This is a genomic window from Burkholderia sp. BCC1644, from assembly GCF_902833225.1.
Lineage (GTDB): Bacteria > Pseudomonadota > Gammaproteobacteria > Burkholderiales > Burkholderiaceae > Burkholderia.
Genome location: NZ_CADFEI010000011.1, coordinates 133,842 through 153,231, shown reverse-complemented (window position 1 = coordinate 153,231; position 19,390 = coordinate 133,842). Strand labels below are relative to the sequence as shown.

Genomic DNA, 19,390 nt, shown 5'->3' with positions numbered 1-19,390 from the left:
TCGGCGGTTCCGGGCCCGCTTCGCCGCGCGCTTCATGCGGCGCCGGCAATCGACGTCAGCCGCTCGCCGCTGTCCGACAACAGTCCGCGCAGCCACGCATGCGCCTTCGAGCGATGCTTGTTCGGATGCCAAAGCACATAGAAGCGCATCAGCGGAAAGTTGAAGGGTGCCGGGCGGATCAGCAGCGGCAGGCGGCGTGCGTAGTAGGCCGCGAAATGCCGCGCGGTCGTCAGGATCAGGTCGGATTCGCTGACGAGGTACGGCGCGAGACTGAAGTACGGGCAAGACATCTGCCGGCCGCGGCTCAGGCGCAACGTCGCGAGCGAACTCTCCACGACACCGCGCTGCGAGCTCGAGTAGGGCAGCGGCACCAGGTGCGACGCATCGATATAGCTTTCCGCCGTCAGCTTGCCGGGTTTCGCGAGCGGATTGTCCTTCGACATCAGGCACACGATTTCGTCCTCGAGCAGCACGTTCATGTGCAGGTGCTCGGGCGGCGTCGGCCAGTTGCCGATCACGACGTCGACCTGGCCTTCGGCCAGCGCCTTCTCGTAGTCGTATTCGGCGCCCATCGGCAGCGTGACGAGCTTCGAATTCGGCGCGTGCTGGCGGAACCGCCGCGCCAGGTCCGCGAAGAACGGCGGCGCGAGGTAGTCGGGCATCGCGATCGTGAACGTGCGGTCGGAGCGCTGCGGATCGAATGCGTCGTCGGCGCTGAACATCTTGTCGAGTGCATTGAGCGCGACGCGCGCGTCCTGCGTGAGCTGCAGTGCGCGCTCGGTCGGCACCATCTCGTTCTTTTCGCGCGTGAGCAGCGGATCGTCGAACAGCTTGCGCAGGCGTTTCAGCGCGCTGCTGAGCGCGGGCTGCGACTGGTTCAGCCGGATCGCCGTGCGCGACACGCTGCGTTCCTCGACCAGCGTACACAGCACGCGAAGCAGGTAGGTGTCCAGCGGATCGTCGTTGCGCATGGTGGTTTCGGGTTCGTTGACCGGCTCCACTTTGCCGTCGAGTGCCGAACGGCGTCAACGGTTCGAGGTACGTCACGGAGCGCCTGCCCGGCAATCGGGAGACGGGCGAGATCGGCGTCGATGCTGCTGAAACGGCCGCCACGCTTGACGGGCGACACCCCGCGAAGCGGTACGGGGCGGCCTGCAGCGCGGTTTGCTATGGGGCCTATAACAACCCGAACCTGTCTGCTGCCGGACCCCTGCGATATGGTCGGGCTTCACAACAAGATCACGGCCTTGCAGGCCGCCGAGGCCCGACCGGATCGCCGCGCAGTGCGGCGGCGAGACGGGCGGTCGCGTCGCCGGCCCAGGACGGCCGAGTCATTACAGGAGACACCTGTGTCTGTCACAGAACAGCATTCGTCAGTCTATTCGTCGGTCGAGCCGACGCTTGAAGAGCGCGTCTATCGCAAGGTGTCGTGGCGTCTTCTGCCGTTTCTCAGCGCACTGTGGGTGCTCGCGTGGCTGGACCGCGTGAACATCGGTTTCGCGAAGCTGCAGATGCTCGATACGCTCAAGTTCAGCGAGGCCGTCTACGGGCTCGGCGCCGGCATCTTCTTTCTCGGCTACTTCTTCTTCGAGGTGCCGTCGAACGCGCTGCTGCAGAAGATCGGCGCGAAGAAGACCATCATGCGCATCACGATCGGCTGGGGGATCATCTGCATCCTGCAGTCGTTCGTGAAGACGCCGACGCAGTTCTATCTGCTGCGCTTCCTGCTCGGCGCATTCGAAGCCGGCTTCTATCCCGGCATCATCCTGTACCTGACCTACTGGTATCCGAGCTCGCGGCGCGCGAAGGCGTTCGGCACGTTCATGTCGGCGTCGGCGATCGCCGGCGTGCTCGGCGGCCCGCTCGCCGGCAGCATCATGACGTCGCTCGACGGTTCGCACGGCTTCCACGGCTGGCAATGGCTGTTCGTCATCGAGGGCATCCCGTCGGTGCTGGCCGGGATCGTTGCGTACTTCTACATGACCGATCGGCCGGAGCAGGCGACGTGGCTGTCCGTTGCCGAGCAGCAGGTCGTGCGCAACGTGCTGGACGCGGACAAGCGCGAACTCGGCGAGCGCGGCCACGACTGGCGCACGCTGTTCCGCAATCCGAAGGTGTGGCTGCTGATCGCGATCTTCTTCTGCCTGCTGTGCGCGAACTCCGCGCTGACGTTCTGGATTCCAACGATCATCCGCGACTCGGGCTTCGGCGCGACGGTGGTGATCGGCTGGATCGCCGCGCTCGCGTACGTGTTCGGTGCTGCGGGGATGATCCTGAACGGTGCGCGTTCCGACCGGAACAAGGAAGTGCGCTGGCACTTCGCGATACCGGCCGGTTGCGGTGCGCTGGCGATGGCGGTGATGGCCGTGCTGCTCGGGATGCCGGGCGTGGCGCCCGCGTTCACGATCGCCGCGATGATCGTCGCGCTGGCCGGCACGATGAGCGCGATCCCTGTCTTCTGGCAGTTGCCGAACCTGTATCTGGCCGGCAGCGCCGCCGCGATCGGCGTCGCGCTGATCAATTCGGTGTCGAATCTGGCCGGCTTCGGTGCGCCGTATGTGCTCGGGCTCGTCAAGAGCGCGACCGGCAGCCTCGCGCCGGGCCTTTACCTCGTCGCCGCGATCGAGCTGATGGCGGCCGTGCTGGTCGTGACCGGCATCGCGCATGCACGCAAGTCGAAGGAGTCCTGATCATGAGCGAATTCATCAAACGTGAGCGCCGGCAATTCGTGATGGCATCGATGGCTGCGGCCGGCGGCATGCTGCTCGCTGGCCGCGCACAGGCCGCGACGCCGTCGGCGGCGCAGGGCGATGCGCTGAAGCCCGCGCAGGCGGCCGATCCGATCTCGCAGCACGGCGCGAGCCCGCGCCTGACCATTCACCTGCTCGATACCTATCACGGTGCGCCTGCGGCCGGCATGCACGTCGAGTTTTCGCGGATCGAGAAAGGCGAGACCGTGCCGATTCGCAAGGCGGTCATCAACCGGAACGGGCGGACCGACGAGCCGCTGCTGATCGGCGACACGTACGTCGCGGGCGACTACGAGCTGCTGATGCAGGTCGACGATTACTTCCGGATGAAGGGCGCGCGGCTGCCGTCGCCGTCGTTCCTGTCGCAGGTGCCGATCCGCTTCCGCGTCACCGATGCATCGGAACGGCTGCACCTGCCCGTGCAGTTCGGGCCGTGGAACTACACGTACTACCGCGGCAGCTGAGCGGCAGGTTCTTTCCGGATCCCTCGACCAGAATTGGAGCAAGCGAATGGCTGGCATCAGCACCCATGTTCTCGACCTGACGACCGGCAAGCCGATCGGCGGCGTACCGATCGAACTCTATGACCTCGGCGTCACGCCGCCCAGATTGCTGAACCGCACGGTCAGCAACGCCGACGGACGCACCGACGCGCCGATGCTGCGCAGCGAAGCGGCGCGCGCCGGGCAGTTCGAGCTGCGCTTCTCGATCGGTGCGCATTTCAAGGACGCGAGTGCGCTGTCCGACGTCGTGCCGGTTCGCTTCACCGTATTCGATCCGGCACAGCACTATCACGTGCCGCTGCTCTGCTCGCCGTGGTCTTTCTCGACGTACCGCGGCAGTTGATTTCACCTGAATGGAGAAGTGCCATGTCTCAAACCGATACCTACCTCGTCGACTCGATCCGCCTCGCGATGGAGAACGTACGAGCGCGCAAGACCTGGCCGTTCGGCGCCGTGCTCGTCCGCGACGGCAAGGTGCTCGCGCGTTCGGTCAATGAAGTGGAGGCGACGTGCGATCCGAGCGCGCATGCCGAGATGCAGGCCGTGCGTGCCGCGAGCAAGGCGCTCGGCAGCACGGACCTGAGCGGCTCGGTGATGTATGCGAGCGGGTATCCGTGTTCGATGTGCCTGTCGGCGATGTATCTGGCGGGCGTCAGCGAGGTGTATTACGCGTACTCGAACGAAGACGGCGAACCGTACGACCTGTCGGCCGCGCGCGGGTATGTGGAGATCGCGCGTCCGCTGGAAGAGCGCGAGATGAAGCTCGTCTATCACCGTGCGCGCGATGAAGGGCAGGACCTGTATGAGGCCTGGCAAGCGGTGCACGGTAGCTGAACGACGGGCTCGCACCACGCAGGGTTGATCGGTGCTGGCGCTAACGGCGCACTCCCCGGCACCGGTTTTTGGACATGCTTTCCTGATGAGGGAGGGCGTGTCCTTTTTTCGTTGGGCGGTTCGCGATTGATCGGGCGATGGGCTGCCGCCGGGCGATTGAGTAGAATCGCTGACGCACAACCGGCATGACCGGATGCGCGAGACGCGTGCGCAACACGATGAAAATGGACAGCGCGCGTTTCGTTTCGATTGTTCGCGGCCAGAACGACAAGAAGCGATGACGGCCGCCATGATGCGTCATGTTCCGCATGGGGTTGCACTGGCAACGATGGTGAGAGATGACGGGTGGGCATGATCCACGACCAATGGCCTTTGGGGAGAAAAGCCATGAGCGAAACAACTTCCGTGCGTCGCAAGATCGGTAGCGGCCCGGCGACGCTCGCGCTCGCCGAGTGCGCGATTGCCGGCATCGTCGGCATTTCGATCTTTAATAGTCCGGAGGCTTTTGCCGGGGCGTCGGGGTTCGGTGCGATCGGTACCGCGCTGGCTGTTGTCGTCCTGTGTGGAATCGTCTCGCTCGGCGGTCTCGTCTGGGCGATCGGTGCGTTGCTGAATGCAAACCGCGATGCCGGAGCGAATGCGATGCCGGCGTATTGCGCGATCGTGCTTCATGGCCTGCTGTGCTTGCCTATCCTCATCGTCATGATGCGGGCGGTATGAGGTAGGCGTTGCGTGCATCGATCCGGCGTTCGCATGTGGTTGGGCGAGGGCGGCGGGATGTGCGTTGCGGATGGAGCAAGCGCCGGACTTTACGTCGTGGGCGATCTATCTGGAGATCTTGCGACGGACATGCGCCGTGGCACACATTCGAGAACTGATATTGCTGGAAGAGGGGCAGTGACTGCAGGAGAACCCTTCAGGCCATGTGCGGCAAGGGTTTGGAAGGACTGGAGCGGGCGATGGGAATCGAACCCACGTCATCAGCTTGGGAAGCTGAGGTAATGGCCATTATACGACGCCCGCAGAACGCGTAATTCTACAGGGATTCGCGGTGGTGTTGCAAGTGAGGCGTTTAGGCCGTCGGTATCGAAACTGGTGTGGCTCGGTGCGGGACCGGTGGCAGTGCTAGCCCCGACGAATATCGATCCGATTTTAGCTCGCAGCGACACTGTATCGGGCTGCTTTTTTCCTTCGCCGAAGCGAGCAGGCGCACATATCGAACGTCGTCCCCGAGGGTACCGAGGGTTCGGCTTGCCGGAATGGCTAAGCCGCAATGGCGCGGCCATTCTCCACCAGGCCGAGTTCGTCAAGGCGGATGGCCATGGCCGTCGGTGACATACCGAACAACTCACTGAGCGGCTTGAAATAGTTGCCCGGACCAAACGCCTTTGCCGTTGCAACTGCACGAGCGAATTCCAGCGAGCCCGTTGATGAACGCAGAAGATCCTGCATCTGGCAGCAACCCACCAAATAGAACGCAGTCGTGTCGTCGAGGTGCAGAGTCGATGTGCAGAAACGCGCTTCGAAAGCCTGTCGAACCAGCTTTTCGGGAGCAAGGAAACACGCCGCAAAATGATTCGCTTCGCGCTCGCGTTTGTCAGGTGGCGACCATTCGCCTGTCAGAGGGCGGTCGCGGTGTAACGACATGCCCGGATGCAGGACCATGTGGCCGAGTTCGTGTGCAGCAGTAAAGCGCTGCACTTCATAGGTAAGGTTGCCGGCGATTTTGATGATGTTGTTCGCCGGGTCGACAAGGCCGGCTACTTGGTATCTGTCCTTGCCAATGCCGTGAATGCCCAGCGAGCCTTCGGCAACCTCATATTCGTAGCCGTGGACGTGAGCGGCATGGTCCGGCCGAAACAGTTGCAGCAGGTGCGGCACGGTGTTGTGAGTCACGCCAGCGCGCTGCCAGATTTCGTATTGAAAGCGCTTTACCTCTTTGGCGATTGCTCTTTTGTCGATATCTTCCATGCGGGAATCCTCCCCAAGCCGATGGGGAAAGAGTATCCACAATTTGTGGTGTGTACAAGTCGCGTTTATACTATATATTGTGTGCGCTGCAGCAGCGAACACATCACGGAAACTCGGCAAAGGCAGCATCGCGGCGCATGCTGATTAATCTGGTCCTGTTTAATTTGCTCGTGCGGGTTGGACCATTGCAATCTAGCTTTCTTACCGATTTCACAATGAGTGAATATTTGACTTGCAAATGTGAATTCTTCGTGGTCTACTGCTTTGGCAGGCTAGGCGTATCGCCTAGGTGAGCAATGGCATTTCTCCTATCACGTCGAGGAATCAGTTGTGCGTTGACCCATTCAGTAGAGTGCGGAATGGGTAGCTCTAGCGTCCAGGGTTAGAGAGGTATCGGTGCGCGGCCGGGGACGGCTGCGTCGAGGAAGCCGAGCCGTCGTTCCGAGGTGGGACGGCAGACGGGACTTCCTCTAGCCGAAGGGACTGGTGTTGGGCTTGCGCATCGAGTTGGCTCCTTTCGATTCATTTGCCGTGAAGGACGTTGGGCTACGCCGAAATGGGACAGCGGCGATGGCGCCGCGTTCTAGGAGCTGCAAAATGCAGAAAGATGCTTTAGCGGTAGCAATTGCAACGCTCGAAAAGCTGCGCGAAACCTATCACAGCCAACTCGATGCTGGTGTACTGGTGGAACTCGATGATGTACTCGAACTGCTGAGGCAGCAGTTCGAGCGCCGCGAAGCTGTACGGCGTGTAGAGCTCGAAGACCGAGCTTTGCGCATCTTCGCAGCGGTCCTGCGGATCGTGACCAACGTCACTGATCTTATGGATCACTGGCGTTAAGCCAAGTCACAGCAAGCCCCACAGTTGATATTGGTGGGTATTATGAATATGGGTCAGGCTATTAAGATGTGTCGGACTCGTAGGTCATTGTCACAGGCTGAGCTGGCTGGACTTGCGGGTTGTTCCATCTCCTATCTCTCCATGCTCGAGAGCAATCAGAGGGACCCTTCGTTATCGACGTTGAAAAGCCTTGCCGGAGCGTTGCGCATTCCGACCGAGATCCTATTTTTCTTAGGGTCTGACCGAGATGAACTCGTAGGTATGGATAAAGAACTCTCCGGTCAACTTGCTCGAGTTGCACTTGAGATGCTGAGTGATACTTATGAACCAGGTAGAGGTTCCTAGATATACCGCTGCACCTATAGAAAGTATGGCAGCACTGTCTCGCGCGCTCGGTGTGACCAGTGCTCAGCTTGTTGCTGTTGCCACTAGAGCTTCCTCCCTCTACCGAATCGCAGGAAAGGTCGAAAAAGCGGACGGAACGTTCCGGGAAACCTTCGATGCAAAGCTCGTACTGAAGGACATACATCGTCGCATCAAGTGTGCGATTCTCGACAAGGTGGTGTTCCCTCGCTATCTCACTGGCAGCATCAAGGGGCAAGACTATCGTACAAATGCGCTGTTGCATCGAAATTCGAAGATATTAATTAGTGAGGATATCAAAGGATTTTTTCCGTCTACGGGGCAGTGCTTGGTGTACGAAGTCTGGTCTCGGTTCTTCGGGTTTTCGGATGATGTTTCTCGCTGTCTCACGGCACTTTGTGTGAAGGATGGCGTGCTCCCACAAGGGAGTATCACAAGTGCACATTTGGCCAACCTCGTGTTCTGGAGGGTGGAGCCGACAGTAAGGGCGGAGCTTGCGCGTTTCGGGATCAGGTACTCGCGTTATGTTGACGACATTTGTCTCTCGTCTTTAGAGGCTATCGGTCAGGAAGAGAAAAAGAAGGTGATTGCGCTGGTCTATGCGATGCTGGCGCGACACGGCTATTCTGCCAAGCGGTCGAAGCACAAGGTCCAGACATCTCGTGGGCGTATCGTCGCCACGAAGTTGGGTGTGAATCGAGAGCCTAGTCTTTCTCGGCAGCAGCGCGGACAGATTCGCGCTGCTGTCCACAAACTCGAATCGCTCATTGCTGATGGCGATCTGGTCGGCGTTCGGGAGCGATTGTCTTCTGTTGGCGGCCGCGTCAGCATGCTGAGTAGATTTCATGCAGCGGAGGGCGCTGCGCTTGCGAAGCGCCTCGCGTCGATTAGACGGGCGTTGGATCTGTTGCCCGTGATCTCCAAGACATCTGCAGCGATGTCGCAAATGAGTCACTCGGACTATAACGGTACAGTTCCGTGGTGATATCGGCGCGGCAGAAGTAGAGCGTCGCTTTTAACGAATCCAATGATTAAGTGGACAGACGAAGATTTGCTGCGGCTCGATAGGCGCTACGCAGAGGAAGGGGTTGCATTTCATGCGCGTCCAATGCGGGCTGCTATGGATCTACTGGGAAGTGGGGCTGTTCTGGATGTGCTAGGGAGCCCGGATTTTCAGGAGATTGAATCTGCATATCAGAGGCTCATCCCCGAGGTGAATACAACTTGGCCCGGAATGGGGATTGGGCTTGCGACGTCTCTCGATAGGGTGCGCAAGGTTGTTGTTGCGATTGCTTATGGACAAAACACGTTCTCGCTTGAGGAGGGTTTGGGATTTTCCTCTCGAGAGGAGTGGTTGAGCTGGTGTCGCTACGACAGTTCAATTGCTGCTGGTAGCGCTTTTGCGCTGGCTGATCTATTCGATCTGACGTATGGCCTCGACGAACTGTACCAGTCAAATGCAGTGACCAAATACTGGCAGATGGCGTTGTCTAATCTTGAAGATGTCACCAATATCTTGGCAAGTGGATTTAGTGTCGCTTCAGTGCTGCAGCCGGTCTGCATGACGGCGGAGCTAGCGATAAAAGGGGCCTTGATATATCTCGGGGATGATCCCAAAACGCTCGGTCGTCGAGATATTGGCCATCGACATGTCGTTTTGGCCGAGAGGCTGGCGAGGATGCGACCGCATCGCGATGACGCGTTGATCGCCTCGATTGTTTCGAAGTTGCCAGATTACGTGAGTAGTCGGTATGACGGCACGCACTTGACCCGCCTTGATGTTGTGAGGCTGGCGCTTGGTGTCCAATTCATTGCGGCGTCTTCTGTCCGACGCGTTACTAATCGTGACCTCGCACTTGAGTTAGAGTGCGATCAGTGGCCCGGACCGCGTAAGCCGTTTTTCAACTTCGAACTGCGCGGAGGGTGAGCAGGAGGGGCCTAGCTCGATGCATCGCAACTAGAATCAGTCGAAGAATGCGACTGCAGATCCATCAATGCATCTATTGGCTAGGGAGACTTCGCGATACTAGATCATCAGCTTCTTGACGTCGGTGCCGGCGTGAAAACTGGCATCGCCGTGAAGCCCACGTGAACTGTGGTTCTTCGTCGAGCTGGGAGAAGGTATAGCGTGAGAGCGCGCGTGAATAGTGGTTTTGATTAACGCGCTGCGGATTGGGAAGCTGAGGCAAAGGCAATTGTACGACGCCCGCGGGGCGCGTAGCTCTACAGAGTTTGGCCGCGGTGTTGCAAGTGAGGTGTTTTTGGCCGCTGGGAAACGGTTTTGCGTTTCCCGATGGTGACCCGCCCCGATGAACTGGCTTCGCGAGCGGGCCGACCGTAACGTAAGGCGGCACCGCAGCACCAACGCCGAACGAAACGCACCCGCCGCACGCCTGCCCACAAGCCCGTGTCGAAAATAGACGAGTCAGTGTCGGACGCATACAAGTCCCGACAACGCTTTCGAACTAACGTGACAAGCCTCTTACACGATCGTTAGTCTGGAGCCGACATGTCCGATTTCATCACCGTTCTTCGCGAAACCTGCCCGACGCCGGTCCTTGACGCGACCAAGTGGAAGCGCATCGGCGGCGACCCGCACACCGTGAACCTCAACGCGTATCTCTCCAAGGACGGCAGCAAGATCATGGGTACCTGGATCTGCACGCCGGGCAAGTTCGAGGTGAACTACGAGAAATGGGAGTACTGCCACTTCCTCGATGGCTACTGCATCATCACGCCGGAAGGTGAGAAATCGGTGCACCTGAAAGCTGGCGACGTGTTCGTGATCGAACCCGGCATGAAAGGGACGTGGGAAGTAGTGGAGACGGTGCGCAAGTACTTCGTCTTCGCCTGAGCGGGCCGGTAGATTCGAGCCACGCTTGTCTTGGTCGCCCGACACCCGCCCGGTTCACGGAGCAGGGAGGCAAGCAGGGGATTCCGGCTCAATAAAACCCGATCCGGTTCGGGAACAACTCGCCGAGCGTGATCGCACGCTCGGCCGGTTTCGCCGCCCCGCGCGATCGCGCCGGGTGCCGGCAAGACATCGCGCAAGCGCCTATGATGCGGCGATCAGCCAGTCGCGCCGGCCGCCGTGCGTGTGTGGCCTGCGAACACCGAACGTTTTCCCGGAACCCCGCCCATGCGCATCACCGCGATCCACGAGCAAGCGATTCCCGTCTCCCGCTATGCCGATCCGGCGATTCCATCCGGCGGCCTGACGACGAGTGTCGTTGCAGTCGTGACCGACGTCGTACGCGATGGCCACCCGGTGACGGGCTACGGCTACGCATCGATCGGCCGCTTCGCACAGGGCGGCCTGATCCGCGAACGGTTCGCGCCGCGCCTGCTGGCCGCGGCCGACATGCTAGCCGACGAAGCCGGCACGAACCTCGACCCGTTCCGCGCATGGCGCGCGATGATGGCCGGCGAAAAGCCCGGCGGACACGGCGAACGCTGCGTCGCAGTCGGCACGCTCGACATGGCGATCTGGGACGCCGCCGCGAAAATCGCCGACCTGCCGCTCAATCGCTTTCTGGCCGACCGGCTTGGACGCACGGCAGCACCACGCGTCCGTGTGTACGCGGGCGGCGGCTACCGCTATCCGCATGACGATCTGGCGCGCCTGTCCGACGAGATGCGCCGTATCGTCGATCTCGGCTACACGCACGCGAAGATCAAGATCGGCGGCGCGGATCTCGACCAGGATCGACGCCGCATCGAAGTTGCCGCCGCGCCCCTTGCGGGTAGTTCATGTCTCGCGGTCGACGCGATGAACACGTATGACACGACGACGGTCGGTGCGGCGGCCGAAATGCTCGCACCGTTCGACCTCTGGTGGTTCGAGGACGTGTGCGACCCGCTCGACCTGCCGCTCCAGGCAGACCTCGCCACACGATACGCGCCACCGATCGCGGCCGGCGAAGCATTGTTCTCGCTCGCCGAAGCAAAGCTGCTCGACCGTTACGGCGGGCTGCGCAACGACCGCGACGTGCTCGTGTTCGATCCCGTGCATTGCTACGGACTGCCGGGTTATCTGCAGATCGTCGATCACTTCGTGTCGCGCGGCTGGCGGTGCGATGCGTTCTGGCCGCATGGCGGTCATCTGTTCTCGCTGCACGTCGTCGCGGCGCTCGGTCTCGGTGGTGCGGAAGTCAGTCCGTTCGCGTTCCGCCCGTTCAGCGGGCTGGCCGATGGCGAAACCGTCGACGCCGGATACGCGCGCGTGCCGCAGGCGCCGGGCATCGGTTTCGAACTGCACGCCAACGCGCACGACGTATTCCGCGCGGTATCGGTATCGGGCCGTTGACGCCTAAAGCGCGTCGATCGCGAATCGAATCGCGAAGCCGAGCATCATCACTGCAACGAAACCATCGAGCACACGCCATGCGAGCGTGCGAGCGAACCACGCACGGCACGCGCGTGCGCCATAGGCGAGCATCAGGAACCACGCGAGCGACGCGGTCATCGCGCCGATCGCAAAGGGCGTGCGTGCGGACGGCGTGTGGCTCACGATCACGGTGCCGAGCAGCAGCACGGTGTCGATCCACGCATACGGATTGAGCAGCGAAACGGCGGCGGTCGCGAGTACCGTGCGTGACCGCGTGGGCTCGCTGCCGGCGCGTGAACCGTCGACATGCCCGGGCTGCCGTCTGACGATCGCCGAGCGCAACGCGAGCAGGCCATAACCGGCGAGATAGGCGATGCCGGCCCACAGCGCGACCGATACCACACCGGGATGCCGCGACAGCAGCGCCGACAACCCCTGCGCGCCGAGCGCGATCAGCAGCGCGTCGCTACCTGCGCAGACAAGGGCGATGGAGAGCAGATGGGGGCTCGAGATCGAGCGCTTGATGACGAAGGCGTCCTTGGGGCCGACCGACGTGAACAGGCCGGCGCCAAGCAGCAGGCCTTCGATGAAGGCAGAGGTGTCGAGCACGAGCGGGCCGACAACCTCTTAAGCTGAACCGGTGATGGTTACGATGTGAGCAACGTTAAGGGGTGCCGGGGGGCGTTGTCAATGCCCCGCCAGGTGCCTGCGCGCCGGTCACCGTGTTGCCGCATCGCCGAGGTTGAGCGCGACGAGCGCGCAGACGGTGAGCGCGATGCCGGCGAGCTTCAGTGAGGATACCGACTCATCGAAGCAGACGATGCCGATCACGGCGGTGGCCGCGGTGCTGGCGGCGGCCCAGCTCGCGTACGCGAGTCCCATTTCTAGGCGCTTCGTCGCGAGCGCCATCAACCACACGGCGCACGCATAGCAGACGACCGTGATCGCAGACGGCAGCGGGCGGGAAAAACCGGCGGAAAATTTCAGGCCGACGGAGCCGAGCACTTCGGCGAGAACGCTGATGCCCAGCAGAAGCCAGGCAGACTGGATCGGGGACACGGATGGCCTCCTTCCCCCGACGCTTATACCGAGCGGCGAGGAGAAGTGGAGGTGTCAGCGGTACCCAGTGAAACGAGCTTAGTACGCGCGGTGGGGCAGCACAAGGCAAGCGCTGCGCGGGTCACGCGCGATCGCTATGGCCGGCTGCCCATTCGGGCCGCTGCCCGAGCGCATCGAACAGCCGGACGATTTCGGCCTTCACCTTCTGCACCGCGTTGCTGACGAGCGCCGTATCGTGCCAGCACAGCGACAGGTCGCGCGCGAACAGCCGGTGCGCGACGGTCGACAGCTTGAGCTTGCGTTCCTCGATCTCGACGTGCGCGGCCGTCCACGGCAGGATCGTTACGCCGAGCTGCGCCATCACGGCCGCGAACAGCAGCCCGGTCGAACTCGCCTCGAAGCTGATCTCATACGACAGGCCGGCCTCGCGCATTGCCCAGTCGACGCGGTTGCGGATCGTGTTCGGTGCGCTCGGCAGCACGAGCGGCATGCGCGCGATCGCATCGAGCGACACGGGATCGTCCGGCACCGGGAATTCGGGCCACGTGATCAGGTACAGCGTTTCCGTCAGCAGCCGGTGGATCGCGATGCCGCGCGTGTCGACCGCATCGACGACGATCGCGAGATCGAGCCGCGCGCGTTCGAGCAGCGTGTCGAGATCGGCGCTCGGCGCCTCGATCAGTTCCAGCATGATGCCCGGATAGCGGTCGCGTACCGCGCGGGCGAGCGGAATGGCCAGCACGCGCGCGGTGCTCGACGGCATCCCGACCGTCACGCGGCCCTGGGGCGTATCGGCGTCGCGGCGCAGCAGCTCGCGCGTGCCGTCGGCCTGGCGCAGCAGTTCGAGCGCGTGCTGGTACAGCGTGCGGCCGGCGGCGGTCGGCGCGACGCCGCGCACGCTCCGCTCGAGCAGCTGCATCCCGAGATCCTGTTCGAGATTGCGCATCTGCTGGCTCACCGCCGGCTGCGCGACATGCAGCGCCTCGCTCGCATGCGTGACGTTGCCGCATTCGACGACCTTCACGAAATAGCGCAACTGTCTCAAGTCCATCGCGGCCGTCTCCCGATTCAAGCCATAAGCCAATCCGATCGAGCAAGATGAATATCATATTTTTCTGCGATCGATGGTGTTTCTATACTCGTCTCACAAAAGAGCCCGACTGCCGGCCATCCCGGACCGGACGCGGCGAACGTGCCGGCACCGCCGGCAAGGAGACGAAGATGTTCAAGGCGATCGACGCGCCGGCGGCCGGCGCGAAGCCGCGGCGCACGCCGCTCACGCGCGAGCAGGTGAAGGGCTTCTGGGCCGTGTACGCGGGCTGGGTGCTCGACGGCGTGGATTCGGTGATCTACGCGCTCGTGCTGATTCCCGCACTGACCGAGTTGCTGCCGGCTTCCGGCATCGCGGCGACGCCCGCGAACCTAGGGATGTACGGCTCGATCCTGTTTGCGCTGTTCCTGATCGGCTGGGGGCTGTCGTTCATCTGGGGGCCGCTCGCCGACCGCTTCGGCCGCGTGCGCACGCTCGCCGCGAGCATCCTGATCTACTCGGTGTTCACCGGTGCGGCCGCGTTCGTGCACGACGTCTGGGCGCTGGCCGCGTGCCGGCTGATCGCCGGGATCGGCGTCGGCGGCGAGTGGGCGCTCGCGGGCACCTACGTCGCCGAGAGCTGGCCGGAAGACCGCCGCAAGATGGGCGCCGGCTACCTGCAGACGGGCTACTACTTCGGCTTCTTCATCGCCGCCTGCCTGAACTACACGATCGGCGCGACCTACGGCTGGCGCGCGATGTTCCTGTGCGGGCTTGCGCCGGCATTGCTCGCGGTGTTCACCGTGATGCGCGTGAAGGAGCCCGGGCAGTGGCGCCGGCACGACGCGCGCGACGGCGACGTGGCCGACGCGCGGCGCGCGCATCCGCTGCGCGAGATCTTCGCGCCGGCGTTCCTGCGCCGCACGCTGACGAGCGCGAGCCTCGTGGGCGTCGCGATCGTCGGGTTGTGGGCCGGTTCCGTCTACGAGGCGAGCGCGGTCAGCACGCTGGCGGCGCGCGCGGGCATCGATCACGTCGGCGCGCTGCGGCTTGCGTCCATCGGTGCGGCGATCCTGTCGTGCGCGACGATCGCCGGCTGCCTGGTCGCACCGTGGCTGTCGGAACGGCTCGGCCGGCGCACCGCGCTCGGCGTGTATTTCGCGGGGATGGCCGGCTCGATCGTGTTCGCGTTCGGCTGGGCGTTCTACCAGCCGAACGGGCTTGCGGCGTTCATGGTGTCGCTCGCGTTTCTCGGCTTCTTCGGCGGCAACTTCGCGATCTTCTCGCTGTGGCTGCCCGAGCAGTACCCGACGCGTGTACGCGCCACCGCGTTCGCATTCAACGCGTCGGTCGGCCGCTTCATCGGCGCGGGCGTGAACTTCCTGCTCGGCGCCGCGATTCACGGCTACGGATCGCTCGGCGTGCCGGTCGCGTGGACCGCGGCCGTGTTCGGGCTCGGCATCCTGATCCTGCCGTTCGCGGTCGAAACGCGCCACCAGACGTTGCCCGAATGAGCGGCACGCACCGCGCGTTCGCATCCACGCCACACCCAGTCATCAATATCAGGAGTCCGGAATGCAGGCATTGAAGGGAATCAAGGTCGTCGATCTGAGTCGCGCGCTGTCGGGGCCGTTCTGCTCGATGGTGCTCGCCGATCTCGGCGCCGACGTGATCAAGGTCGAGTCGGGGCCGCACGGCGACATGAGCCGCGCATGGGGGCCGTTCGATCGCGGCGTGAGCACGTACTACCTGTCCTGCAACCGCAACAAGCGCGGGATCTGCGTGGATTTCCGGCAGCCGGCCGGCCTCGACGTCGTGCGGCGGCTGATCGCGCAGGCCGACGTCGTGATCGAGAATTTCAAGGCCGGCACGATGGACGCGATGGGGCTCGGTTACGCCGCGCTGAGTGCGCATGATCCGCGGCTCGTGATGGGCAGCGTCACCGCGTTCGGCCCGCGCGGTCCGTTGCGCGACTGGCCGGGCTTCGACCAGATCGCGCAGGGTTATGCGGGGCTGATGAGCCTCACCGGGTTCCCGGAAGGCGAGCCGACCCGCACGGGCACCGCGATCGGCGATCTCAGCTCCGGAATGTGGGTGGCGACCGGCGTGATGGCCGCGCTGTTCGAGCGCGAGCGGACCGGGCGCGGCCAGCATGTCGGCACGTCGTTGCTCGAAAGCCTCGTGTCGCTGCTGAGCGTGCACGGGCAACGCTACCTGAGCCTCGGCGACGTGCCGCGTCGCACCGGCAATGCGCACGCGGTGATCGCGCCGTACGGCGTGTTCGAGACGGCCGACGGCCCGCTCAACCTTGCGCCGATCACGACCGACATGTGGCTGCGTCTGTGCCAGTTGCTGGATCTTCCCGAACTGCCGAACGATCCGCGTTTTGCGACCAACGATACGCGTGTCGCGCACCGTGACGAACTGAAAGCGCTGCTTGAAAGCCGGCTGCGCACGCGCGGCAAGCGCGAATGGACGCAGCGTTTCGTCGAAGCCGGGCTGCCGGCCGGCCCGATCAATACGCTCGACGAAGTGTTCGACGATCCGCAGCTCGCCCATTGCGGGCTGGTCGAGCCGGTCGTCCATCCGACGCTCGGCGCGCTGCGCCAGGTCGTCACGCCGCTCGGCGGGATGGGCGACGACGTGCCGGCGCCGCGCACGCGCCATGCGCCGCCGCTGCTCGGCGAGCATACGGTCGACGTGCTGCGCGAAGCCGGCTACGGCGACGACGCGATCGACGCGCTGCTGGCCGGCCGTACGATCTTCCAGGCGGAAGCCGTGGCGGAGGCCGTGCAATGACCGACCCGACGAAACACGACAGCGCGTCGACCGTGACGGTCGACCTGATCGGCGAGCGGATCGCACGTGTGCGGTTCGCGAATCCTGCGCGGCGCCATGCACTCGACGCACCATTGCTCGACGCACTGGTCGCGCGTCTCGATGTGCTCGCCGGACACTGTCCGCCGCCCGTCGTGATCCTGTCGAACGACGGCAGCGGCGACGTGTGGAGCGCGGGGCACGACCTGCGCGAACTGGCCGACGATCGCGATCCGCTTGCATACGGCAAGCCGCTCGAACGTGCGCTGCGGCGCGTGCGAACCTATCCGGGCGCGGTGGTCGCGGCGGTGGCCGGTTCGGCGTGGGGCGGTGCGGTCGATCTCGTGATGAGCTGCGACCTCGTCGTCGCGGCGCGCGACGCGCGTTTTGCGATGACGCCCGCGAACATCGGCCTGCCGTATTCGACGAGCGGCCTGCTGCGCTTCTACGACAACCTGCCGATTCACGTGCTGAAGGAAATGTTCTTCTGCGCGCAGCCGCTCGATGCGGAGCGCGCCGCGCATCACGGGCTCGTGAACCGGCTGGCCGAACCGGGCGGCGTCGACGACGCGGCGCTCGACGTCGCGCGCACGATTGCCGCGAAGGCGCCGCTTGCCGTGCATGCGGTGAAGGAGCAGTTGCGCGTGCTGCAGGACGCGCGGCCGCTGCCGGCCGACGCGTTCGAACGGATTGCCGAGTTGCGCCGGCAAGCGTGCGAAGGCGCCGATTTCGACGAAGGGCTGCGTGCGTTTGCGGAGCGCCGTACGCCGCGGTTTCGCGGCGCCTAGGCGTACCGGTCGCGTTGCGACGGCGGCGTGCGCTACACGCCGCCGAACGCGTGCAGGCCGACGAGCAGCAGCGCGCCGATCGCGATCAGCAGTAGCGCATGAATGCGCGTGTAGATCACGCACAGCGTCGACGCGACCGCGATCGCGCGCGCGGCCCAGCCGCCGTCGAGCGCTTGCAGCAGCACCCAGACCGACGCGAGGATCATGCCGGCCGCGACCGGGCGCAGGCCGGCTTCGAGCGCGATCTGCCAGCGCTTGCCCTGGTGCCGCCGCCACAGATGCGCGACGCCGTAGATCAGGAAGGCGGTCGGGCCGAACAGCGCGAGCGTCGCGATCACCGCGCCCCAGAAACCGGCTACCTGCCAGCCGATCAGCGTCGCCAGCAGCGAGCCGGGCCCCGGCGCCATCCGCGCGATCGCGAAGTCGTTCACGAATTGCGTGGCGGTCATCCAGTGATGGACGTCGACGACCTGGCGCTGGATGTCGGCGATGATCGCCTGCCCGCCGCCGATCGTCGCGATCGACAACGGCGCGAATACGCCGAACAGTGCCGCGTAACGTGCAGACGCGTTCATCGTGCGTCGCTCCTGACCGGTGTGGCGGCCGCGCGGCGGTATTCGAGCGCGACGCTCAGCGCGCCGCCGATCAGCACGGTCCACACGAGCGGCCAATGCAGCACCGCCACCGACACGAAGGTGAGCGCCATCACGGCGAACGGCAGCGCGCGACGCGGCAGCCGCCGCACGGCGGTGATCGCCATCGAGATCGACAGTCCGATCGCCGCGGCTGCCGCGCCGGCGAGCGCGACATGCGTGAGCGGGAAGCGCGTGAGCGTCGAGAACGCGACGCCGATCAGCACGATCAGCACGGCCGGCGGCGCGATGATGCCGGTGAAGCCGGCCACCGCGCCGCGCCATCCGGCGAGGCGGTAGCCGATCCAGATCGCGAGGTTCTTCACGTTGACGCCCGGCAACGCTTGCGACAGTGCGAGGCCGTTGAGGAATGCCTCTTCATCGAGCCAGCGCCGTTCGTGGACGAAGTCGCGCATCATCCGCCCGCTCAGTCCGCCGCCGAAGCTGGTCAGGCCGATCTGCGTGAACGCGATGAACAGCGCGAGGATGCCCGGCGGCGGTGCGTCGCCTGCGGGCGGTGCCGGTGGAGTCGTGGCGGAAGGCGGGGGCATCGGGCGGGTGGCGCGTGGCGATCGGGTGATCGCCCATGTTAGCAAGCGGCGCCTGTCAGCACGCTGACATCGGCTCGGCGCGGCGACATCCGCAACCGATTCGGCGCGCTACGCGCGCACGACCGTCACGCCCGCCGCCTCGATCGGCTCCGTCAGCGCGGCTTCGGTTTCCTTCTCGACGACGACCGTCTGCGCCAGCGTGATCTCGCCGATCACGAACTGCGACGCCGCGCGCAGTTTCGACTGCGACGCGAGCACGACCGTCTCGGCCGCGCGTTCGGCCAGCGCGCGCTTGATCGCCGCTTCCTCGAAATCGCCGGTGCTCAGCCCCGCGACCGGATGGACGCCCGTGACGCCCATGAAGTACAGGTCCGCATGGATGCGCGCGATGCCTTCCATCGCCGCCGCGCCGACCGCGACGATCGAGTGCTTGTAGAGCCGCCCGCCGATCAGGATCACGTCGATCGACGGATGCGCGGCCAGCGCGACCGCGACGCTCGGGCTGTGCGTGACGATCGTCGCGCGCAGGTCGGCCGGCAGCTGGCTGACGAGCAGCGCGGAGGTCGTGCCGCCGTCGACGATCGCGACCAGGCCGGGCGCGATCATCTCCGCGGCCCGCCGCGCGATGCGCCGCTTTTCCGCCGTCTCGAGCGTCTCGCGCTGCGCGAACGGCGCGACGGCCGGCGACGCCGGCAGCGCGCCGCCGTGCACGCGCTGCAGCAGGCCTTCGGCCGCGAGCTCGCGCAGGTCGCGGCGAACCGTGTCTTCGGACACGCCGAATTGCGCGCTCAGCTCGACCGCCAGTACCTGGCCGTCGCGCGCGAGCGCATCGAGGATCGCCTTCTTGCGTTGGGTCGTCAGCATCGGGATTGCACGAAAATTCTTGAAATTGCACGAATCTGCACGTTACCATGGGCGCCGTCTT

The 19,390-nt window shown here is 64.2% G+C and carries 22 protein-coding genes and 1 tRNA gene; 14 read left to right on the top strand and 9 right to left on the bottom strand.

What is annotated here, in order from left to right:
* Window positions 1–32: 32 nt before the first annotated feature.
* Window positions 33–971 (bottom strand): LysR substrate-binding domain-containing protein, encoded by a 939-nt coding sequence (locus HWX87_RS22675; RefSeq protein WP_176049373.1) that lies wholly within the window; start codon window positions 969–971, stop codon window positions 33–35.
* A 378-nt stretch (window positions 972–1,349) separates the two neighbouring features.
* On the opposite strand from HWX87_RS22675, the gene HWX87_RS22670 reads away from it, so the two are divergent.
* The 5 genes from HWX87_RS22670 to HWX87_RS22650 all read left to right on the top strand — a co-directional run bounded on the left by HWX87_RS22670 (window position 1,350) and on the right by HWX87_RS22650 (window position 4,807).
* Complete coding sequence (locus HWX87_RS22670; RefSeq protein ID WP_176049372.1) at window positions 1,350–2,690, top strand: MFS transporter; 1,341 nt, start codon at window positions 1,350–1,352, stop codon at window positions 2,688–2,690.
* Window positions 2,691–2,692: 2 nt separating this feature from the next.
* Window positions 2,693–3,214, top strand: a complete 522-nt coding sequence (gene uraH, locus HWX87_RS22665) for a hydroxyisourate hydrolase (protein WP_176049371.1) — start codon at window positions 2,693–2,695, stop codon at window positions 3,212–3,214.
* A gap of 46 nt (window positions 3,215–3,260) precedes the next feature.
* A complete protein-coding gene (gene uraH / locus HWX87_RS22660; protein WP_059235698.1) occupies window positions 3,261–3,596 on the top strand; it encodes a hydroxyisourate hydrolase in 336 nt (111 codons plus the stop codon).
* Window positions 3,597–3,619: 23 nt separating this feature from the next.
* Window positions 3,620–4,087: a nucleoside deaminase gene (locus tag HWX87_RS22655; RefSeq protein ID WP_176049370.1), complete on the top strand. Its 468-nt coding sequence runs from the start codon at window positions 3,620–3,622 to the stop codon at window positions 4,085–4,087.
* A gap of 387 nt (window positions 4,088–4,474) precedes the next feature.
* Window positions 4,475–4,807 carry a hypothetical protein gene (locus HWX87_RS22650; RefSeq protein ID WP_176049369.1) on the top strand — a complete coding sequence of 111 codons (333 nt, stop codon included), beginning with the start codon at window positions 4,475–4,477 and terminating at the stop codon, window positions 4,805–4,807.
* 228 nt (window positions 4,808–5,035) lie between these two features.
* Here HWX87_RS22650 and HWX87_RS22645 read toward each other — a convergent pair.
* Together HWX87_RS22645 and HWX87_RS22640 are read right to left on the bottom strand one after the other, a co-directional pair.
* A tRNA-Gly gene (locus HWX87_RS22645) sits at window positions 5,036–5,110 on the bottom strand.
* Between the two features lie 240 nt (window positions 5,111–5,350).
* A complete protein-coding gene (locus HWX87_RS22640; protein ID WP_176049368.1) occupies window positions 5,351–6,058 on the bottom strand; it encodes an ImmA/IrrE family metallo-endopeptidase in 708 nt (235 codons plus the stop codon).
* Window positions 6,059–6,655: 597 nt separating this feature from the next.
* Here HWX87_RS22640 and HWX87_RS22635 point away from each other — a divergent pair.
* From HWX87_RS22635 to HWX87_RS22610, 6 genes are all read left to right on the top strand, one after another.
* Window positions 6,656–6,898 carry a hypothetical protein gene (locus HWX87_RS22635; RefSeq protein WP_176049367.1) on the top strand — a complete coding sequence of 81 codons (243 nt, stop codon included), beginning with the start codon at window positions 6,656–6,658 and terminating at the stop codon, window positions 6,896–6,898.
* A gap of 42 nt (window positions 6,899–6,940) precedes the next feature.
* The gene (locus HWX87_RS22630; RefSeq protein WP_176049366.1) at window positions 6,941–7,243 is read left to right on the top strand and encodes a helix-turn-helix transcriptional regulator; all 303 of its coding nucleotides are present in this window, start codon (window positions 6,941–6,943) and stop codon (window positions 7,241–7,243) included.
* Window positions 7,221–8,246, top strand: a complete 1,026-nt coding sequence (locus HWX87_RS22625) for a reverse transcriptase family protein (protein WP_176049365.1) — start codon at window positions 7,221–7,223, stop codon at window positions 8,244–8,246. The genes HWX87_RS22630 and HWX87_RS22625 overlap by 23 nt, the downstream gene beginning before the upstream one ends.
* A 42-nt stretch (window positions 8,247–8,288) precedes the next feature.
* Window positions 8,289–9,188, top strand: a complete 900-nt coding sequence (locus HWX87_RS22620) for a hypothetical protein (protein ID WP_244137728.1) — start codon at window positions 8,289–8,291, stop codon at window positions 9,186–9,188.
* 582 nt (window positions 9,189–9,770) lie between these two features.
* The gene (locus tag HWX87_RS22615) at window positions 9,771–10,115 is read left to right on the top strand and encodes a cupin domain-containing protein (RefSeq protein WP_176049364.1); all 345 of its coding nucleotides are present in this window, start codon (window positions 9,771–9,773) and stop codon (window positions 10,113–10,115) included.
* Between the two features lie 285 nt (window positions 10,116–10,400).
* Window positions 10,401–11,567, top strand: a complete 1,167-nt coding sequence (locus tag HWX87_RS22610; RefSeq protein WP_176049363.1) for an enolase C-terminal domain-like protein — start codon at window positions 10,401–10,403, stop codon at window positions 11,565–11,567.
* 3 nt (window positions 11,568–11,570) lie between these two features.
* Here HWX87_RS22610 and HWX87_RS22605 read toward each other — a convergent pair whose 3' ends face one another.
* The 3 genes from HWX87_RS22605 to HWX87_RS22595 form a co-directional block, all read right to left on the bottom strand.
* Entirely contained in the window at window positions 11,571–12,197 is a 627-nt protein-coding gene (locus tag HWX87_RS22605) for a LysE family transporter (protein ID WP_176049362.1), read from the bottom strand.
* Window positions 12,198–12,305: 108 nt separating this feature from the next.
* A complete protein-coding gene (locus HWX87_RS22600) occupies window positions 12,306–12,647 on the bottom strand; it encodes an SMR family transporter (RefSeq protein WP_176049361.1) in 342 nt (113 codons plus the stop codon).
* Window positions 12,648–12,768: 121 nt separating this feature from the next.
* Window positions 12,769–13,698 carry a LysR substrate-binding domain-containing protein gene (locus HWX87_RS22595; RefSeq protein ID WP_176049360.1) on the bottom strand — a complete coding sequence of 310 codons (930 nt, stop codon included), beginning with the start codon at window positions 13,696–13,698 and terminating at the stop codon, window positions 12,769–12,771.
* Between the two features lie 170 nt (window positions 13,699–13,868).
* On the opposite strand from HWX87_RS22595, the gene HWX87_RS22590 reads away from it, so the two are divergent.
* From HWX87_RS22590 to scpB, 3 genes are all read left to right on the top strand, one after another.
* Window positions 13,869–15,191, top strand: a complete 1,323-nt coding sequence (locus HWX87_RS22590; RefSeq protein ID WP_176049359.1) for an MFS transporter — start codon at window positions 13,869–13,871, stop codon at window positions 15,189–15,191.
* A 61-nt stretch (window positions 15,192–15,252) separates the two neighbouring features.
* The gene (locus HWX87_RS22585; RefSeq protein WP_176049358.1) at window positions 15,253–16,476 is read left to right on the top strand and encodes a CaiB/BaiF CoA-transferase family protein; all 1,224 of its coding nucleotides are present in this window, start codon (window positions 15,253–15,255) and stop codon (window positions 16,474–16,476) included.
* Window positions 16,473–17,282 (top strand): methylmalonyl-CoA decarboxylase, encoded by an 810-nt coding sequence (gene scpB / locus HWX87_RS22580; RefSeq protein WP_176049357.1) that lies wholly within the window; start codon window positions 16,473–16,475, stop codon window positions 17,280–17,282. The genes HWX87_RS22585 and scpB overlap by 4 nt, the downstream gene beginning before the upstream one ends.
* A gap of 32 nt (window positions 17,283–17,314) precedes the next feature.
* Here scpB and HWX87_RS22575 read toward each other — a convergent pair whose 3' ends face one another.
* The 3 genes from HWX87_RS22575 to HWX87_RS22565 form a co-directional block, all read right to left on the bottom strand.
* The gene (locus tag HWX87_RS22575; RefSeq protein ID WP_176049356.1) at window positions 17,315–17,857 is read right to left on the bottom strand and encodes a chromate transporter; all 543 of its coding nucleotides are present in this window, start codon (window positions 17,855–17,857) and stop codon (window positions 17,315–17,317) included.
* Complete coding sequence (locus HWX87_RS22570) at window positions 17,854–18,465, bottom strand: chromate transporter (RefSeq protein WP_176049355.1); 612 nt, start codon at window positions 18,463–18,465, stop codon at window positions 17,854–17,856. Before HWX87_RS22570 ends, HWX87_RS22575 begins: the two co-directional genes overlap by 4 nt.
* A gap of 108 nt (window positions 18,466–18,573) precedes the next feature.
* Window positions 18,574–19,329 (bottom strand): DeoR/GlpR family DNA-binding transcription regulator, encoded by a 756-nt coding sequence (locus HWX87_RS22565; RefSeq protein WP_176049354.1) that lies wholly within the window; start codon window positions 19,327–19,329, stop codon window positions 18,574–18,576.
* Between the last annotated feature and the right edge of the window lie 61 nt (window positions 19,330–19,390).

Coding starts and splice junctions, on each gene's coding strand:
- HWX87_RS22675 (WP_176049373.1), bottom strand. CDS start 971: ATGCGCAACGACGATCCGCTGGACACCTACCTGCTTCGCGTGCTGTGT.
- uraH (WP_176049371.1), top strand. CDS start 2,693: ATGAGCGAATTCATCAAACGTGAGCGCCGGCAATTCGTGATGGCATCG.
- uraH (WP_059235698.1), top strand. CDS start 3,261: ATGGCTGGCATCAGCACCCATGTTCTCGACCTGACGACCGGCAAGCCG.
- HWX87_RS22655 (WP_176049370.1), top strand. CDS start 3,620: ATGTCTCAAACCGATACCTACCTCGTCGACTCGATCCGCCTCGCGATG.
- HWX87_RS22650 (WP_176049369.1), top strand. CDS start 4,475: ATGAGCGAAACAACTTCCGTGCGTCGCAAGATCGGTAGCGGCCCGGCG.
- HWX87_RS22640 (WP_176049368.1), bottom strand. CDS start 6,058: ATGGAAGATATCGACAAAAGAGCAATCGCCAAAGAGGTAAAGCGCTTT.
- HWX87_RS22635 (WP_176049367.1), top strand. CDS start 6,656: ATGCAGAAAGATGCTTTAGCGGTAGCAATTGCAACGCTCGAAAAGCTG.
- HWX87_RS22630 (WP_176049366.1), top strand. CDS start 6,941: ATGAATATGGGTCAGGCTATTAAGATGTGTCGGACTCGTAGGTCATTG.
- HWX87_RS22625 (WP_176049365.1), top strand. CDS start 7,221: ATGAACCAGGTAGAGGTTCCTAGATATACCGCTGCACCTATAGAAAGT.
- HWX87_RS22620 (WP_244137728.1), top strand. CDS start 8,289: ATGATTAAGTGGACAGACGAAGATTTGCTGCGGCTCGATAGGCGCTAC.
- HWX87_RS22615 (WP_176049364.1), top strand. CDS start 9,771: ATGTCCGATTTCATCACCGTTCTTCGCGAAACCTGCCCGACGCCGGTC.
- HWX87_RS22610 (WP_176049363.1), top strand. CDS start 10,401: ATGCGCATCACCGCGATCCACGAGCAAGCGATTCCCGTCTCCCGCTAT.
- HWX87_RS22595 (WP_176049360.1), bottom strand. CDS start 13,698: ATGGACTTGAGACAGTTGCGCTATTTCGTGAAGGTCGTCGAATGCGGC.
- HWX87_RS22590 (WP_176049359.1), top strand. CDS start 13,869: ATGTTCAAGGCGATCGACGCGCCGGCGGCCGGCGCGAAGCCGCGGCGC.
- HWX87_RS22585 (WP_176049358.1), top strand. CDS start 15,253: ATGCAGGCATTGAAGGGAATCAAGGTCGTCGATCTGAGTCGCGCGCTG.
- scpB (WP_176049357.1), top strand. CDS start 16,473: ATGACCGACCCGACGAAACACGACAGCGCGTCGACCGTGACGGTCGAC.
- HWX87_RS22575 (WP_176049356.1), bottom strand. CDS start 17,857: ATGAACGCGTCTGCACGTTACGCGGCACTGTTCGGCGTATTCGCGCCG.
- HWX87_RS22570 (WP_176049355.1), bottom strand. CDS start 18,465: ATGCCCCCGCCTTCCGCCACGACTCCACCGGCACCGCCCGCAGGCGAC.
- HWX87_RS22565 (WP_176049354.1), bottom strand. CDS start 19,329: ATGCTGACGACCCAACGCAAGAAGGCGATCCTCGATGCGCTCGCGCGC.